The sequence below is a fragment of the Pseudomonas sp. B10(2017) genome, from assembly GCF_002113295.1.
Classification (GTDB): domain Bacteria; phylum Pseudomonadota; class Gammaproteobacteria; order Pseudomonadales; family Pseudomonadaceae; genus Aquipseudomonas; species Aquipseudomonas pudica.
This window is the reverse complement of record NZ_NEJU01000022.1, coordinates 1-15,204: the sequence shown is the minus strand read 5'-3', so window position 1 is coordinate 15,204 and position 15,204 is coordinate 1. Positions and strand designations below refer to the sequence as shown.

Below are 15,204 nucleotides of genomic sequence, written 5' to 3'. Positions count from 1 at the left end.
CGGCCCTGGTCCATGTGCGCTGCCCGTTGCTTACGCCACCTGGTCCTGCTTTGCGGGCTGCTGCCTGCATTGATGCTGCAGCCAGCCAGCGCCAAGGAGCGCATCTTCTGGCTGGTGCGCGACCTACCGCCTTTCACCATTTTCGAAGGGCCGGAAAAAGGCCAAGGGGTGATCGACCAATTGCTGCCCCTGCTGATCAGGCAGATGCCCGAGTACGACCATAGCATCGTGCGGGTCAACCGCGCCCGCGGTATCCAGATGCTGCAGGACCCGAAGAGCTTCACCTGCGATCCAACCCTGCTGTGGACACCCGACCGCGCAGAATATGTGCGGTTTTCCGTGCCCTCCCTGGGCGTGCTCAGTGGAGGTTTGGTGCTGCGCAAGGACAGCGAGGCGCTGGTGGCACCTTACCTCGACGGCCAGGAGATAGACCTGCATGGCCTGCTGAGCAAGACCCCGCTGAAGCTGGGGGTTGTCGCCGAGCGCAGCTATGGCACGCAGATCGACGCCATCCTGCGCCAGTTGCCCGACACCGCGTTCAGCCGCCACTACGGCAACGACGCCACCGCCAACCTGCTGCAGATGCAACAGCTCGGGCGCCTGCGCATGGTGCTCGGCTACTGGCCCGAAGTGCGCTACCTGGTGGAGCAGCAAGGCGGGGCACTGGCTGACTACCAGTTTCATCCTGTGAAAGGGGTAAACCGCTACCAGTTTCTGCATGTGGGCTGTTCGAACAGCGAACTGGGGCGTGAAGCCATAGCGCACATCGACCAGCTGCTGCCTGCCTTGCGTCGGGATGTGTTGCCGGGGTTGTATGCGCGCTGGCTGGACCCGGCGTTGCAAGAAGACTACCTGGAAGAGAGCAAGCGTTTCTTCGAAGACCACTGATTGCCTGCACCGGCCCTATCGCCGGCAAGCCAGCTCCCACAGATACGGAACGAGGCTTGAAATTGATGCAGTCGAGGTGGGAGTTCGCTTGCCGGCGATAGGGCCGGTGCAGACAACCCAAAAAGAAACCCCGGGCGCTGGGGAAACACGCCCGGGGCCAAGCGAAAGCCCTTGGGGCTTCCCGTGACAGCCTTGCCAGCGCCGGAGCAAAGCACTGGCCAGGCTGCCCCTACAGTTTCTGATAAACCACTCAGGCAAAGGTTCCATGGGGTTGCTGGCGCTGCTGCAATGCCGCGATCACACAGGGCTGCAAACGCCCTTCGGCGATCTGCAGGTCGCGGTGCAGGCCATCCACCAGGTCGATCAACAGGCTTTGTTCCTGCAATTGGCGCTCGCTGACCGAGCGCCGCAGGGTGATGCCGGCGAGGCGGTCATGAATGGTCAGTTGACGATTACCCTGGGCATCGGCGACGCCGAGGTGGATTTGATAGGGGGTCAGGGCTTCGTTGAGCAGTCTGCAGATTCTTTCCATCCGGATCACTCGCTGCGTGGTGGGATATAGAGGAACTGACCAACAGACGCAGCGGAAAGTTCGTTACACCGCGACTGTTTCAGTGAGCATGCGGGGCGCAGGTGACAGTTTGAATACGTCGCCATGAGCGCACCTGCAGTGCTTGCAGGGCACGCTGCAGGCTTGGCATCGACAGCGGCCAGGGCAGTTCGGCGAGCACCCACAGGCCCCGGTTTCTGGCCTCTTGGGCGAGGTTGCGGCGCTTGGGAGTAGCCTGGCCGACGAACAGCAAAGCACGGGTTCGCTGCTGCTGATCGAGCACGGCAAGACCGGCCCGGGTTGGCATGGCGTGGTCAAGGACCAGCAGGTCGGGGCTTCGATCCGCGCTCAGGCAGGCGTCAAGGTCTGCGCTGGTTTCGCTGATGCGCACGTGGAACATGCCCTGGGCGTTGAGGGCCTGGTGCAGGAGGATCTGGTGGGATGGGCGAGCCTGGTGGATCAACACATAGGGCTGGTACATGAGCCGCTCCTGGTGGGAGGACCGGCTAATTTAGGCTTTGCGCTGGGCGGGCCGAATAGGATGTTTCTGATAGAGGTATGGGAAAAGGCTTAGATTTTTGGGGCCGCTTTGCGGCCCATCGCGACACAAGGCCGCTCCTACAGGGGGCGCGATTCTCCTGTGGGAGCGGCCTTGTGTCGCGAAAGGGCTGCGTAGCAGCCCCGGAAAGCAACGCCGTTACAGAGGTTTGCCGCGGTTACCATGCTGGCTGACAAAGCCCTGCACAGCCTTCAGGTCATTGGCCAGCACCGTGCAACGCTCTTCACGGCTGAACAGGTCGCTGAGGTGCGCCGGCAACTCCAGCGCCTTGCCAACACCGGCCTTCTCCACCGCTTCCGGGAACTTGACCGGGTGCGCGGTACCCAGCACCACCATCGGTGTGTCCAGGCTGCGGCGGCATTCGCGGGCGGCCTTGACGCCGATAGCGGTGTGCGGGTCGAGCACTTCACCAGTGGCGGCGAACACTTCGGCGATGGTTTCGCAGGTCTGCTCGTCGCTTACAGCCAGCGAGTCGAACAGCTTGCGCGCTTCAGTCCAGCGGTCTTGCTCGACGCTGAAGCCGCCACCCTGCTTGAAGTTGGCCATCAGCTCGGCAATGGCGCCACCGTTGCGGCCGTGCAGGTCGAACAGCAGGCGCTCGAAGTTGGACGAGACCATGATGTCCATCGACGGCGACAGGGTCGCGTGCAGGGTTTCCTTGACGTACTGGTTGCCGCTCATGAAGCGGTGCAGGATGTCGTTGCGGTTGGTGGCGACGATCAGCTGGCTGACCGGCAGGCCCATGTTACGTGCCAGGTAGCCAGCGAAGATGTCGCCGAAGTTGCCGGTCGGCACCGAGAACGCCACGGAACGCGCCGGGCCACCCAGCTGCAGGGCAGCGTGGAAGTAGTAGACGATCTGGGCCATGATCCGCGCCCAGTTGATCGAGTTGACCGCAACCAGGCGAGTGCCCTTGAGGAACGACTGGTCGGCGAAGCTGGCCTTGACCATTTCCTGGCAGTCGTCGAAGTTGCCTTCGATGGCAATGTTGTGGATGTTGTCGCCGAAGATGGTGGTCATCTGCCGGCGCTGCACTTCGGACACGCGCTGGTGCGGGTGCAGGATGAAGATGTCGACATTGTCGCAACGGCGGCAACCTTCGATGGCGGCGGAACCGGTGTCACCGCTGGTGGCGCCGATGATCACCACGCGCTCGTTGCGCTTGGCCAGCACGTGGTCCAGCAGGCGGCCGAGCAGTTGCAGGGCGAAGTCCTTGAACGCCAGGGTCGGGCCGTGGAACAGCTCCAGCACCCACTCATTGCTGTTCAGCTGGCGCAGCGGCGCAACCGCGGCGTGGGCGAACTCGCCATAGGTTTCTTCGAGAATCTTCTTGAAGTCGGCATCGGCAATGCTGCCTTCGACGAACGGGCGCATCACCCGGAAGGCAAGTTCGTGGTACGGCAGGCCGGCCCACGAGGCGATTTCTTCCTGGGTGAAGCGTGGCAGGTTTTCCGGGACGTACAGGCCGCCGTCACTGGCCAGGCCAGCCAGCAGGACGTCTTCGAAATTGAGGGCCGGAGCCTGGCCGCGGGTACTGATATAGCGCATGGGTGCAAACCTTCGATGCTGGGGCCGGGGCCGCACTGGCGGCCCGCCGGCACTATTGTTAGTTGAGCTGTTCGACGCGAATGCGCACGACCTTGCCGACCACGTCCTGCAGGGCTTCCAGGGCGACAATGGCGTCGTTGATACGCTGCTCGACCACGCGATGGGTCAGCAGGATCATCGGCACCAGGCCGTCCTGTTCCTCGGCTTCCTTCTGCATGATCGACTCGATGTTGATGCCACGCTCCGAGAGGATGCTGGCCACCTGGGCCAGTACGCCCGGGTGATCCTTGGCCTGGATGCGCAGGTAGTAGGCGCTTTCGCAGGCTTCGATCGGCAGGATCGGGTGGGCCGACAGCGAATCCGGCTGGAAGGCCAGGTGCGGCACGCGATTTTCCGGGTCGGAGGTCATGGCACGGACCACATCGACCAGATCGCCGACCACCGACGAAGCGGTAGGCTCCATGCCGGCACCGGCGCCGTAGTACAGGGTGGAACCGGCGGCATCACCGTTGACCATGACAGCGTTCATCACGCCGTTGACGTTGGCGATCAGGCGGTCGGCCGGGATCAGCGTCGGGTGTACGCGCAGCTCGATACCTTCGGCGGTGCGGCGGGCCACACCCAGGTGCTTGATGCGGTAGCCCAGAGCCTCGGCATAATTCACATCAGCAGTGGTCAGCTGGGTAATGCCTTCGGTGTAGGCCTTGTCGAATTGCAGCGGGATGCCGAAAGCGATCGAAGCCAGGATGGTCAGCTTGTGCGCGGCATCGATACCTTCAACGTCGAAGGTCGGGTCGGCTTCGGCGTAACCCAGCGCCTGGGCTTCGGCCAGCACATCCGGGAAGGCACGGCCCTTCTCACGCATTTCGGTGAGGATGAAGTTGCCCGTGCCGTTGATGATGCCGGCCAGCCAGTTGATGTGGTTGGCCGACAGGCCTTCGCGGATGGCCTTGATCACCGGGATGCCACCAGCCACGGCCGCTTCGAAGGCGACGATCACGCCCTTCTCGCGGGCCTTGGCGAAGATTTCATTGCCATGCACGGCAATCAGCGCCTTGTTGGCGGTGACCACGTGCTTGCCGTTTTCGATGGCCTTGAGCACCAGTTCGCGGGCCACGGTGTAGCCACCGATCAGCTCGATGACAATGTCGATCTCCGGGTTGCTCGCAACTTCGAACACATCAGCGGTAATGGGGGTACCGGTAATCTGGCAGTTCGGGTTCTGCGAGCGCATGGCAATCTGTGCCACTTCAATACCGCGCCCGGCACGGCGGGCGATCTCCTCGGCGTTGCGCTGAAGTACATTGAAGGTTCCGCCACCGACGGTCCCCAACCCACAGATGCCTACTTTGACCGGTTTCACTGTGAACTCCCCATTGAACGGCCGACACCTATGCCGACCGTGAAACATGCCGTCACCCCATGACGACGGCGTACTGAATTGGATTACTTGGCCAGTGCCAGCTTGGCGACCTGCGGTGCCGGCTGGTAGCCCGGAATGACCTGCCCGCTTTGAAGGACGATCGCCGGCGTACCGTTGACGCCGATCGACTGGCCCAGCTGGAACTGCTTGCTGACCGGGTTGGCGCACTTGGCGGCCTTGATTTCTTCGCCCTCGACCATCTTGTCCATCGCCGCACGGCGGTCGCTGGAACACCAGACGGCCTGCAACTGCTGGTCACCCGGCGAACCGAGCCCCTGGCGCGGGAAGGCGACATAGCGCACTTCGATACCGCGGCGGTTGAGTTCGGGCACCTCGGCGTGCAGCTTGTGGCAGTACGGGCAGGTGGTATCGGTAAACACGGTGATGTGCGACTTGGTCTCGCCCTTGGCAGGATAAACCACCATCTCGGCGGCTGGAATGCCGTTGATGAGCTTGGCAATGCCCAGGCGCTCGGTCTTCTCGGTGAGGTTGACCGGCTTGCCGTCCTGGATCTGGAACAGGTAGCCCTGCATCACGAACTGGCCGTCGCCGCTGGCATACAGCACGCGGCCACCCTGCAGCTTGACTTCATAAAGGCCACTGACCGGGCTGCTGGCCACGCTTTCGACGGGCACTTCCAGCTCGAGGTTCTGCAACGACTTACGGATGGCTTGCTCGGCAGCGGCATTGCTGTCGGTTGCCGCAGCAACGGCAAAGGTACTGGCCAGCGCCAACGCGGCGGCGGCGAAAAACTGGGTCACGCGCATGGGAACTCCTGAAGGCGGACAGGGGCCGGAGGGCGCCACCTGCGGAAAAATACGCGGTGACCATGCGGCCCTTGGTGCAAACCGCCCAAGCCTACCACATCACACCGCCGGTGAAGGGCCTTGCAAGGACCGGTCGGCGGAACATGAAAAACATTCATCCACGCGGGTGGTGCTGGGCATGCAGTTGCTGCAGACGGGCCTTGGCGACATGGGTGTAGATCTGCGTGGTCGACAAGTCACTGTGGCCCAGCAGCATCTGTACCACGCGCAGATCGGCACCATGGTTGAGCAGATGGGTGGCGAAGGCATGACGCAGGGTGTGCGGCGACAGCGGTTTGTCGATACCGGCAACCCGGGCATGGTGCTTGATGCGATGCCAGAAGGTCTGGCGGGTCATCTGCTCGCCACGCTGGCTGGGGAACAGGACATCGCTGGGGCGGCCATTGAGCAATTCGGCTCGGCCATCGCGCAGGTAGCGTTGCAACCACACCACCGCTTCTTCGCCCATGGGCACCAGGCGCTCCTTGCTGCCCTTGCCCATCACCCGCAGCACGCCCTGGCGCAGGTTGACCTGGTCGAGCGCCAGGCTGACCAGCTCTGTGACCCGCAGGCCGCAGGCGTACAGCACTTCCAGCATGGCGCGGTCACGCTGGCCGATGGCTTCGCCCAGGTCCGGAGCCTGCAGCAAGGCTTCGACGTCGGCCTCGGACAATGACTTGGGCAGCGGCTTGCCCAGTTGCGGCATGTCGACTTGCAGGGTCGGGTCGATGGCCACCAGTTTTTCCCGCAGCAGGTAGCGGAAGAAGCCGCGCAGGCCGGACAGGAAGCGTGCCGTGGAGCGTGGCTTGTAGCCTTGGTCGAGGCGCCAGGCCAGGTGGTCGAGAATCAGGTCGCGACCGGCGTCGGGCAAACTGACGCCGTGTTCCTGCAGCCAGCCGTTGAACAGGGCAAGGTCGCTGCGGTAGGACATGCGGGTGTTGTCGGAGAGGCCTTTTTCAAGCCACAGGGCGTCGAGGAACTGGTCGATCAGGGGGTGGTCCAGGGCGGGCATTCGGAGGCTGCTGGGTGTTGGAGATGGCTTAGTGTTTCACAGCAGCATAATTGTTGTCTGTACTGGCCTCTTCGCGGCTAAAGCCCACCCACCTCGACCGCACTGCTCTCAAGGCCAGTGCAGTACCTGTGGGAGCTGGCTTGCCGGCGATAGGGCCCTTACAGGCAATACAAGACAGTTGCTCCACAGGGATATCACCGCCCTCGAGGTATGCGCGATCCCTGTGGGAGCGGCTTCAGCCGCGAAAGGGCCAGTGCAGGAGAACTCAGGCCTGGGGCAAAACCGGCACCGGGCGCTTGTCCTCGTCGATGGCGACGAAGCTGAACACCCCATGAATGGCCCGCTCGCGCCCATCCAGGTACATGTTCTCGACGAACACATCCACCTGCACCTGCAAGCTGGTATTACCCACCTTGATGACCGACCCCACCAACTCGACGATCGAGCCCGCCGGGATCGGGTGCTTGAAGTCGATGCGGTCAGTGGACACAGTCACCAGCGGCAGGCGGCAGAAGCGCGTGGCGGCGATGAACGACACTTCGTCCATCCAGGCCAGGGCGGTTCCGCCGAACAGGGTGTTGTGGTGGTTGGTGGTGTTGGGGAACACCGCCTTGGTCACGCGGGTCACCGACAGCTCGGTGCGGCGCAGGATTTCCTGGTCTCGGGTAGTCATGGCAATCACATCTTCGGGGGGGGCAAAACGCAAAAAAGCAGCCCGAAGGCTGCTTTTTTCTCGCTAGGCGGCCTTGGCCACCGGGCAAACTGCACTCAGGACAGTTTTTCCTTGATGCGAGCGGCTTTGCCGGACAGGTCGCGCAGGTAGTACAGCTTGGCTTTACGCACGTCACCACGACGTTTCACGGCCAGGCTGTCGATTTGCGGGCTGTAGGTCTGGAAGGTACGCTCTACGCCAACGCCGCTGGAGATCTTGCGCACGGTGAAGGCGCTGTTCAGACCGCGGTTACGCTTGGCGATAACGACGCCTTCGAACGCCTGCAGACGGGAACGCTCACCTTCCTTCACTTTAACCTGAACGACAACGGTGTCGCCTGGTGCGAAGGTCGGGATTTCCTTGCTCATCTGCTCGGCTTCGAGCTGCTGGATGATCTTGTTGGTCATGCTGTGCTCCTAAGATGGATACGTGATCCACCATCGATACGTTTAACTATCGTCCCGCTCGCGGAGATATTCCTCGAGCAGCTTCTTCTCTTCTCCAGAAAGCGAGCGACTTTCCAGAAGATCGGCGCGTCGTTCGAAGGTCCTACCAAGGGACTGCTTCATTCTCCAACGCCGGATGTGTGCATGGTTGCCACTTAGCAACACGTCGGGAACACGCTGATCCGCATACACCTCAGGCCGGGTGTAGTGCGGGCAATCGAGCAGACCGTCGGTGAAGGAATCTTCTTCCGCCGAATCCACATGCCCTAAAGCTCCGGGCAGCAGCCGTGTAACCGCATCGATCAGTACCATGGCCGGCAGCTCGCCACCGGAAAGCACATAGTCGCCAATCGACCACTCCTCATCGACATGAGCCTCGATAAAGCGCTCGTCGATGCCTTCATAACGACCGGCGATCAGGATCAACGATTCCTGTTCGGCCAGGCCTTTGACCGCCTGCTGAGTCAGCTTGCGGCCTTGTGGCGAAAGGTAGATCACCTTCGCCGCTGCTCCGGTCGCTTGCCTGGCGCTAACCAGGGCGTCTTCCAGAGGCTTGATTTTCATCACCATGCCCGGACCACCGCCAAACGGCCGATCATCCACCGTGTGGTGACGATCTGTGGTGTAGTCCCGCGGGTTCCAGCAAGTCACCTGAAGCAACCCCTGTTTCACCGCGCGGCTGGTAATGCCGTACTCCGTGATGGCCGAGAACATCTCGGGGAACAACGTGATGACATCTACGCGAAGGTTACCCATCGTTTAGAAGTCCGCGTCCCATTCAACCCGCATCACGCCTGCTTCCAGGTCGACGTCGAGCACGCATTGCGCCGTATAGGGCAACAGACGCTCGCGATCATCCAGGCTGCCTGCGCAGGGCTTGACCACCATTACATCGTTCGCACCGGTCTCCAACAGGTGATCGACCTTGCCGAACAGTTGTTCGTCCTGGTTGATGACCTTCAGGCCCACCAACTGGTACCAGTAGTACTCGTCAGCAGCCAGGTTGGGCAAAAGGCTCCGCGGAATGCAGATTTCGTAACCGCTCAGAAGACGGGCTTCATCACGATCATCGAGGCCTTTCAGTTTCACGACCAGGCCCTTCTGGGAGCCACGACCGTTGACCAGCTCGACCTGCTTTACCTTGCCTTCGTGCCGAAGCGTCCAGCGCGGATAATCCAACAGGTTTTCAATCGGATCGGTAAAGGAATACACCTTCACCTCGCCGCGAACGCCGTGAACCGAAAAAATCTTGCCAACGACGATGAGGTCGTCAGCCTTTTCTGGCGTCGCGTTCATACTACTCAGGCAGCAGCCTTGGCAGCGTCCTTCAGCAGCTGAGCAACGCGCTCAGACGGCTGTGCACCCTGGCTCAGCCAGTAGTTGACGCGCTCTTGGTTGACCGACAGCTTGACTTCGGCGCCAGCAGCGATCGGGTTGAAGAAACCTACGCGCTCAACGAAACGGCCGTCACGGGCGTTACGCGAGTTGGTCACGGTCAGGTGGTAGAATGGGCGCTTTTTCGAGCCGCCACGGGCCAGACGAATGGTTACCATGTGAACATCGTTCCTATAGTCGGTGCTGCAGTTGATACAGCAGCTGGTACTGCAAATCTGAATGCCAAATAGGCACACGGGTGCCCAAAAGGCCGCATATTCTCGGGGAATACACGGACATTTGCAAATGACTTTTTCGGCAAGGCCCTGCCCTGCCGTCCAGATCTGCCGGTTGAGCCGCGAAATCCGCGGCCATTGCCCCGCCACAGCGGGGGTTCTGGGTACCTGCCGGACAAACGGCAGGCCCCCGGAATAGGGGTTACAGCTTCGGCATGCCGCCGCCCGGCAGCATCCCGCCCAGGCCGCGCATCATCTTGGACATGCCGCCCTTGGCGGAGAATTTCTTCATCATCTTCTGCATTTGCTTGTGCTGCTTGATCAGGCGGCCGACGTCCTGCACCTGAGTGCCGGAACCGATGGCGATACGGCGCTTGCGCGAGCCGCTGATCAGCTCCGGATCACGGCGCTCGGCCGGGGTCATGGAGTTGATGATCGCTTCCATCTGCTTGAACTGCTTCTCGGCGGCGCCCTGGGCATTGCCCATCTGCGACAGGTTGACCCCGCCGATGCTCGGCAGCTTGTCCATCAGGCCGCCGAGGCCGCCCATGTTCTTCATCTGTTGCAGCTGGTCGCGGAAGTCTTCGAGGTCGAAGCCCTTGCCCTTCTTCAGCTTCTTGGCCAGCTTGTCGGCCTTGGCCTTGTCGATGTTCTGCTCGGCCTGCTCGATCAGGCTGAGCACGTCACCCATGCCGAGGATGCGCGAGGCGACGCGGTCGGGGTGGAACGGTTCGAGGGCTTCGGTCTTCTCGCCCATACCGATGAACTTGATCGGCTTGCCGGTGATGGCACGCACCGACAACGCGGCACCGCCACGAGCGTCGCCGTCGACCTTGGTCAGCACCACGCCGGTCAGCGGAAGCGCCTCGCCAAAGGCCTTGGCGGTGTTGGCGGCGTCCTGGCCGGTCATGGCGTCGACCACGAACAGGGTCTCGATCGGCTTGACCGCGGCATGCAGCGCCTTGATCTCGTCCATCATGTCGGCGTCGATGTGCAGACGGCCGGCGGTGTCGACGATTACCACGTCGATGAACTTCAGCTTGGCTTCGCGGATGGCCGCTTCGGCGATGGCCACCGGCTTCTGGCTGATGTCGGACGGGAAGAAGGTGACGCCGATGTCGTTGGCCAGGGTTTCCAACTGCTTGATCGCCGCCGGGCGGTAGACGTCGGCGGACACCACCATCACGCTCTTTTTCTTGCGCTCCTTGAGGAAGCGCGCCAGCTTGCCGGCGGTGGTGGTCTTACCGGCACCCTGCAGGCCGGCCATCAGCACCACGGCGGGCGGGGCGGCGTTCAGCGCGAGGTCTTCGTTGGCCGCGCCCATCAGGCTTTCCAGCTCGGCCTGGACGATCTTCACGAACGCCTGGCCCGGGGTCAGGCTGCGCGATACTTCGGTGCCGACTGCACGGTCCTTGACGCTGTTGACGAAATCCTTGACCACCGGCAGGGCAACGTCGGCCTCGAGCAGGGCCATGCGCACTTCGCGCAGCGTGTCCTTGATGTTGTCTTCGGTCAGCTTGGCCTTGCCGGTGACATGGCGCAGCGTCTGTGACAGGCGGTCGGTCAGGTTTTCGAACATGGTGATCCTTTCAGGCCCAGTAAAAGCCGAGGTTTGTCAGGCGCCCAGGGGGGAATGCATACCCGCCGGGCACAGCAAGGCGGCGATTATAGCGAAGTGCGGCGGCGGCGCACACCTTGCTGGCGGCCTGATAGATATTCGGTGGCTGTGTCGGCCACTTCATGGGTGAACCCGCTCCCACAGGGTCTGCACCACATTCAAAACCGGCCGCACCGCGGTCTGCCAGTCTTCCTAGACCAGCGCGATCTATGCCAAACTCCGTCTCTTTAAGGCTCGCCAACCAGGACTTATGTTCTCCTCACCCAGCCTCATCCCCAACCTGATAGCCGCCGGCCTATATATAGCCGCGGCAATCTACCAGGGCTCTTACCTTGCCCAGAACCGCAAGGCCGACAAGCGCCTGCTTGCGCTGCTGGGTGCCTTCGCGGTACTCGCCCAGGCCGGTGCGCTGTTCTTCCAGCTGATCACCCCGCTGGGCCTGAGCCTGGACTTCTTCAGTGCCGCCAGCCTGATCGCCGTGGCGGTCATCGCCCTGACCCTGCTGGCCTGCTTGCGCATACCCGTGGAAAACCTGCTGGTGCTGCTGTTCCCGCTGGGCGCGGTGACCGCGCTGCTTGCGCAGTTCGCGCCCCCCGGCACGGTGCCGCTGGTCAACGAAGAGCCGGGCATCCTCGCGCATATCCTGCTGTCGATCCTGGCCTACGGGCTGTTCACCATCGCAGTGTTTCAGGCACTGCTGTTGCTGCTGCAGGACCGCCAGCTGAAGAACAAGCACCCGTCCGGGCTGATCCGCAACTTCCCGCCGCTGCAAACCATGGAAAGCCTGCTGTTCGGCTTCCTCTGGGCCGGCTGGTGCCTGCTGTCGCTTTCGCTGATCTCCGGCTGGCTGTTCCTCGACAACCTGTTCGCCCAACACCTGGCACACAAGACCCTGCTGGCCTGTGTCGCGTGGGTGGTGTTCAGCGTGCTGCTGTGGGGCCGCACCCGCCTGGGCTGGCGTGGCCACAAGGCCATCCGCTGGACGCTGGCCGGTTTCTGCCTGCTGATGCTGGCCTATTTCGGCAGCAAGCTGGTTCGCGAATTCATCCTGCATATCTGACGGCCGCCCATGGATACCCTGCCGTACGCACCGCTATTCGGCACCTTGGCACTGGCGCTGTTGTGGTCGGCGCTGTTCACCGCAGTGGATGCCGCCCGCCTGCAACTCAATGGCGCGCTGCGCACCGGCGAGGATGGACAGCCCGTGCTGCCGGCCCAGGCCCTGGTGCTGTGCGCCAGCCTGGGCAAGCTGCTGGTGCTGGGCCTGGCCTGCCTGGTTGGCCAGCGCCATAGCGGCGAGCACGGCTTCTGGCTGGCCGGGTTGGTCGCCACCCTCGTCCTGCTGGTGTTTGCCGAATACCTGCCGCGGCGCCTGGCCCGGCGCAACCCGCAGGCGTACGTCAGCCTCGGCGCCAGCCTGCTTAAAGTACCCCTCACCTTGCTGCAACCGCTGGCCTGGCTGCTGGATGGGATTGCCAAGCTGATCCTGCGTCCGTTCCGGGTGCAACCCACGGCCGTGGCCCTGCATCCGCAGGAAGCCGACGAATTCGACGAGGATGAGGAACACGAAGCGCCGCGCCATGGCCTGCTGGACGGCCTGCAGTCACTGAACAAGATGACCGTCAACGACATCCTGGTACCGCGCAACGAAGTGGACGGCATCAGCCTCGACGAGCCGATCGAGCGCATCATCGAGCAACTGATCGTCAGCCGCCACACCCGCCTGCCGGTGTACCACAGCGACATCAACCAGGTTGAAGCAATCCTCAATACCAAGTTGATCAGCCACCTGCTGCCCAAGGCCGAGCTGACCCTGGAGATGTTGCTCGGCGCCTGCTACGAGCCCTATTTCGTGCCCGAGAGCACGCCCCTGCAGATGCAACTGCTGAACTTCCACAAGCAGCAGCGCCGCCTGGGCGTGGTGGTGGACGAGTACGGCGAAGTGCTGGGCATCGTCACCCTGGAAGACATCCTCGAAGAGATCGTTGGCGAGTTCGAGGATGAACACAGCCTGGACAACCCCCACGTGCACCCGCAGCCCGATGGCACCTTCGTCATCGACGGCACTGCTTCGCTGCGCGAGATCAACCGCAGCCTGGGCTGGCACCTGCCCTGCGACGGAGGGCCGAAAACCCTCAACGGGCTGGTCACCGAAGCGCTGGAAAGCATCCCGGAAAGCGCCGTTTGCCTGAAGATCGGCCGCTATCGCCTGGAAATCCTCGAAACAGAGGACAATTGTGCCAGCAAGGTACTGGTGTGGACCGTGACCCGATAGCTATACTCGGGTCACGCTTACCCAGCCCCGCCGTCCCGCCTGCTACCCGCAACCGGCGCTCCACGGCCAGTCCGCTCCACTGACACGCCCTGCGGTCCTGCTTCACACCCCGAACAGTATCCGCCCCCGCCCCTATCCCCCTTGGGCTATCGTCAGTCGGGCGCACACAACAACAAAACGCTCCGGCGCCCGCGCCACCGTGCCTGCCTTTTGGCATCGCACGCCGCGGGGCTTATCCCCATGGAGCCGGACCAGACTGTCAGGGACCTATTCAATGACAACCAGCAGCACCTATGCCGAAGCGCCTGCCGCACCGGTCAACTCGCCCGCGCGGGTAGCCACCGCCAGCTTCATCGGTACCGCCATCGAGTTCTACGATTTCTACGTCTACGCCACTGCCGCCGCCCTGGTGATCGGCCCGGTGTTCTTCCCGTCCGGGTCGGGTGCCGCGCAGATGTTGGCGGCCTTCCTCACCTTCGGTATCGCCTTCCTGGCGCGCCCGCTGGGCTCGGCACTGTTCGGCCACTTTGGCGACCGTATCGGCCGCAAGTCGACCCTGGTCGCCTCGCTGCTGCTGATGGGCGTATCCACCACGGCCATCGGCGTGCTGCCGGGCTATGACAGCATTGGTGTATGGGCACCGATCATCCTCTGCCTGCTGCGCTTTGGACAAGGCCTGGGCCTGGGTGGCGAATGGGGTGGCGCGGCCTTGCTGGCCACCGAGAACGCGCCGGAAGGCAAGCGCGCCTGGTTCGGCATGTTCCCGCAGTTGGGCCCATCGATCGGCTTTTTGGCCGCCAACGGCCTGTTCCTGACCCTGGCCCTGGTGCTCAGCGACGAGCAGTTCCGCGAGTGGGGCTGGCGCATTCCGTTCCTGCTCAGCGCCGCGCTGGTACTGGTGGGACTGTATGTGCGCCTGAAGTTGGAAGAAAGCCCGGTGTTCGCCAAGGCCGTCGCCCGCCACGAGCGGGTGAAAATGCCAGTGGTCGACCTTTTTTCCAGATACTGGCTGCCGACCTTGCTGGGCGCAGCGGCAATGGTGGTCTGTTACGCGCTGTTCTACATCTCCACGGTGTTCTCGCTGAGCTATGGCGTGACCACGCTGGGCTACAGCCGCGAGATGTTCCTTGGCCTGCTGTGCTTCGCGGTGGTGTTCATGGCCCTGGCCACACCGCTGTCGGCCTGGCTCAGCGACCGTTACGGGCGCAAACCGGTGTTGATCGTCGGCGGCCTGCTGGCAGTGGCCTCGGGCTTTACCATGGAGCCGCTGCTGACTTCGGGGTCGACCGCAGGCGTGGCGCTGTTCCTGGCCATCGAGCTGTTCCTGATGGGGGTGACCTTTGCGCCGATGGGAGCATTGCTGCCTGAACTGTTCCCGACCCACGTGCGTTATACCGGCGCTTCGGCGGCATACAACCTGGGCGGCATCGTCGGGGCCTCGGCGGCACCGTTCTTTGCCCAGAAGCTGGTGAGCATGGGTGGGTTGAGCTGGGTGGGGGGTTATGTGTCGGTGGCGGCGGTGATCAGCTTGATTGCCGTGCTGTGCCTGAAAGAAACCCGCAATACCGAACTGTGAGAAAGCAGGGGCTGCTTTGCAGCCCATCGCCGGCAAGCCAGCTTGTGTCTTGAGAGGGGATTAGAATCTGAAGTGAGAGCGGTGAATGGCAAGCTGAATGCCAGAGGTGCCTTGAGCACGTGTGGGAGCACAAGCTGCCATTCACCGTTCCACTTTGGCGAGAGCCCGAACAGTTGGATGA

16 protein-coding genes are annotated in these 15,204 nt (G+C 62.7%); 4 read left to right on the top strand and 12 right to left on the bottom strand.

All coding sequences use genetic code 11. The features are described 5' to 3' along the window. Positions 1 to 12 precede the first annotated feature (12 nt). Positions 13 to 888, top strand: a complete 876-nt coding sequence (locus CAF92_RS22030; protein WP_085601930.1) for a TIGR02285 family protein — start codon at positions 13 to 15, stop codon at positions 886 to 888. Between the two features lie 250 nt (positions 889 to 1,138). On the opposite strand, the gene CAF92_RS22025 is transcribed toward CAF92_RS22030, so the two are convergent. From CAF92_RS22025 to ffh, 12 genes are all read right to left on the bottom strand, one after another. Next, entirely contained in the window at positions 1,139 to 1,420 is a 282-nt protein-coding gene (locus CAF92_RS22025) for a DUF3509 domain-containing protein (RefSeq protein WP_046616087.1), read from the bottom strand. A 79-nt stretch (positions 1,421 to 1,499) separates the two neighbouring features. After that, complete coding sequence (locus tag CAF92_RS22020; RefSeq protein WP_085601929.1) at positions 1,500 to 1,919, bottom strand: histidine kinase; 420 nt, start codon at positions 1,917 to 1,919, stop codon at positions 1,500 to 1,502. 216 nt (positions 1,920 to 2,135) lie between these two features. Next, positions 2,136 to 3,545 (bottom strand): threonine synthase, encoded by a 1,410-nt coding sequence (thrC, locus tag CAF92_RS22015; RefSeq protein ID WP_010952565.1) that lies wholly within the window; start codon positions 3,543 to 3,545, stop codon positions 2,136 to 2,138. Positions 3,546 to 3,603: 58 nt separating this feature from the next. Next, positions 3,604 to 4,908 carry a homoserine dehydrogenase gene (locus CAF92_RS22010; protein ID WP_046616085.1) on the bottom strand — a complete coding sequence of 435 codons (1,305 nt, stop codon included), beginning with the start codon at positions 4,906 to 4,908 and terminating at the stop codon, positions 3,604 to 3,606. Between the two features lie 83 nt (positions 4,909 to 4,991). After that, the gene (locus CAF92_RS22005) at positions 4,992 to 5,735 is read right to left on the bottom strand and encodes a thioredoxin fold domain-containing protein (RefSeq protein WP_085601928.1); all 744 of its coding nucleotides are present in this window, start codon (positions 5,733 to 5,735) and stop codon (positions 4,992 to 4,994) included. Between the two features lie 154 nt (positions 5,736 to 5,889). Continuing rightward, complete coding sequence (gene xerD, locus CAF92_RS22000) at positions 5,890 to 6,786, bottom strand: site-specific tyrosine recombinase XerD (protein WP_046616083.1); 897 nt, start codon at positions 6,784 to 6,786, stop codon at positions 5,890 to 5,892. Positions 6,787 to 7,051: 265 nt separating this feature from the next. Next, positions 7,052 to 7,459 (bottom strand): acyl-CoA thioesterase, encoded by a 408-nt coding sequence (locus CAF92_RS21995; protein ID WP_025337914.1) that lies wholly within the window; start codon positions 7,457 to 7,459, stop codon positions 7,052 to 7,054. A gap of 95 nt (positions 7,460 to 7,554) precedes the next feature. Then, on the bottom strand, positions 7,555 to 7,905 hold the full coding sequence (rplS, locus tag CAF92_RS21990) for a 50S ribosomal protein L19 (protein WP_003252148.1): 351 nt from the start codon (positions 7,903 to 7,905) through the stop codon (positions 7,555 to 7,557). Between the two features lie 42 nt (positions 7,906 to 7,947). Continuing rightward, complete coding sequence (gene trmD / locus CAF92_RS21985; RefSeq protein WP_003252146.1) at positions 7,948 to 8,700, bottom strand: tRNA (guanosine(37)-N1)-methyltransferase TrmD; 753 nt, start codon at positions 8,698 to 8,700, stop codon at positions 7,948 to 7,950. 3 nt (positions 8,701 to 8,703) lie between these two features. Next, a complete protein-coding gene (rimM, locus tag CAF92_RS21980; RefSeq protein ID WP_013971190.1) occupies positions 8,704 to 9,240 on the bottom strand; it encodes a ribosome maturation factor RimM in 537 nt (178 codons plus the stop codon). 5 nt (positions 9,241 to 9,245) lie between these two features. After that, the gene (rpsP, locus tag CAF92_RS21975) at positions 9,246 to 9,497 is read right to left on the bottom strand and encodes a 30S ribosomal protein S16 (RefSeq protein ID WP_003259424.1); all 252 of its coding nucleotides are present in this window, start codon (positions 9,495 to 9,497) and stop codon (positions 9,246 to 9,248) included. A gap of 259 nt (positions 9,498 to 9,756) precedes the next feature. After that, a complete protein-coding gene (gene ffh, locus CAF92_RS21970; protein ID WP_085601927.1) occupies positions 9,757 to 11,133 on the bottom strand; it encodes a signal recognition particle protein in 1,377 nt (458 codons plus the stop codon). Positions 11,134 to 11,422: 289 nt separating this feature from the next. Here ffh and CAF92_RS21965 point away from each other — a divergent pair, with 289 nt between their 5' ends. The 3 genes from CAF92_RS21965 (at position 11,423) to CAF92_RS21955 (ending at position 15,023) form a co-directional block, all read left to right on the top strand. Then, the gene (locus tag CAF92_RS21965) at positions 11,423 to 12,232 is read left to right on the top strand and encodes an inner membrane protein YpjD (RefSeq protein ID WP_025337912.1); all 810 of its coding nucleotides are present in this window, start codon (positions 11,423 to 11,425) and stop codon (positions 12,230 to 12,232) included. A gap of 9 nt (positions 12,233 to 12,241) precedes the next feature. Continuing rightward, positions 12,242 to 13,447 carry a transporter associated domain-containing protein gene (locus tag CAF92_RS21960; protein WP_085601926.1) on the top strand — a complete coding sequence of 402 codons (1,206 nt, stop codon included), beginning with the start codon at positions 12,242 to 12,244 and terminating at the stop codon, positions 13,445 to 13,447. A 274-nt stretch (positions 13,448 to 13,721) separates the two neighbouring features. Beyond that, positions 13,722 to 15,023, top strand: coding sequence for an MFS transporter (locus CAF92_RS21955; protein ID WP_085601925.1), 1,302 nt, complete (start codon positions 13,722 to 13,724; stop codon positions 15,021 to 15,023). The last annotated feature ends 181 nt before the right edge of the window (positions 15,024 to 15,204 follow it).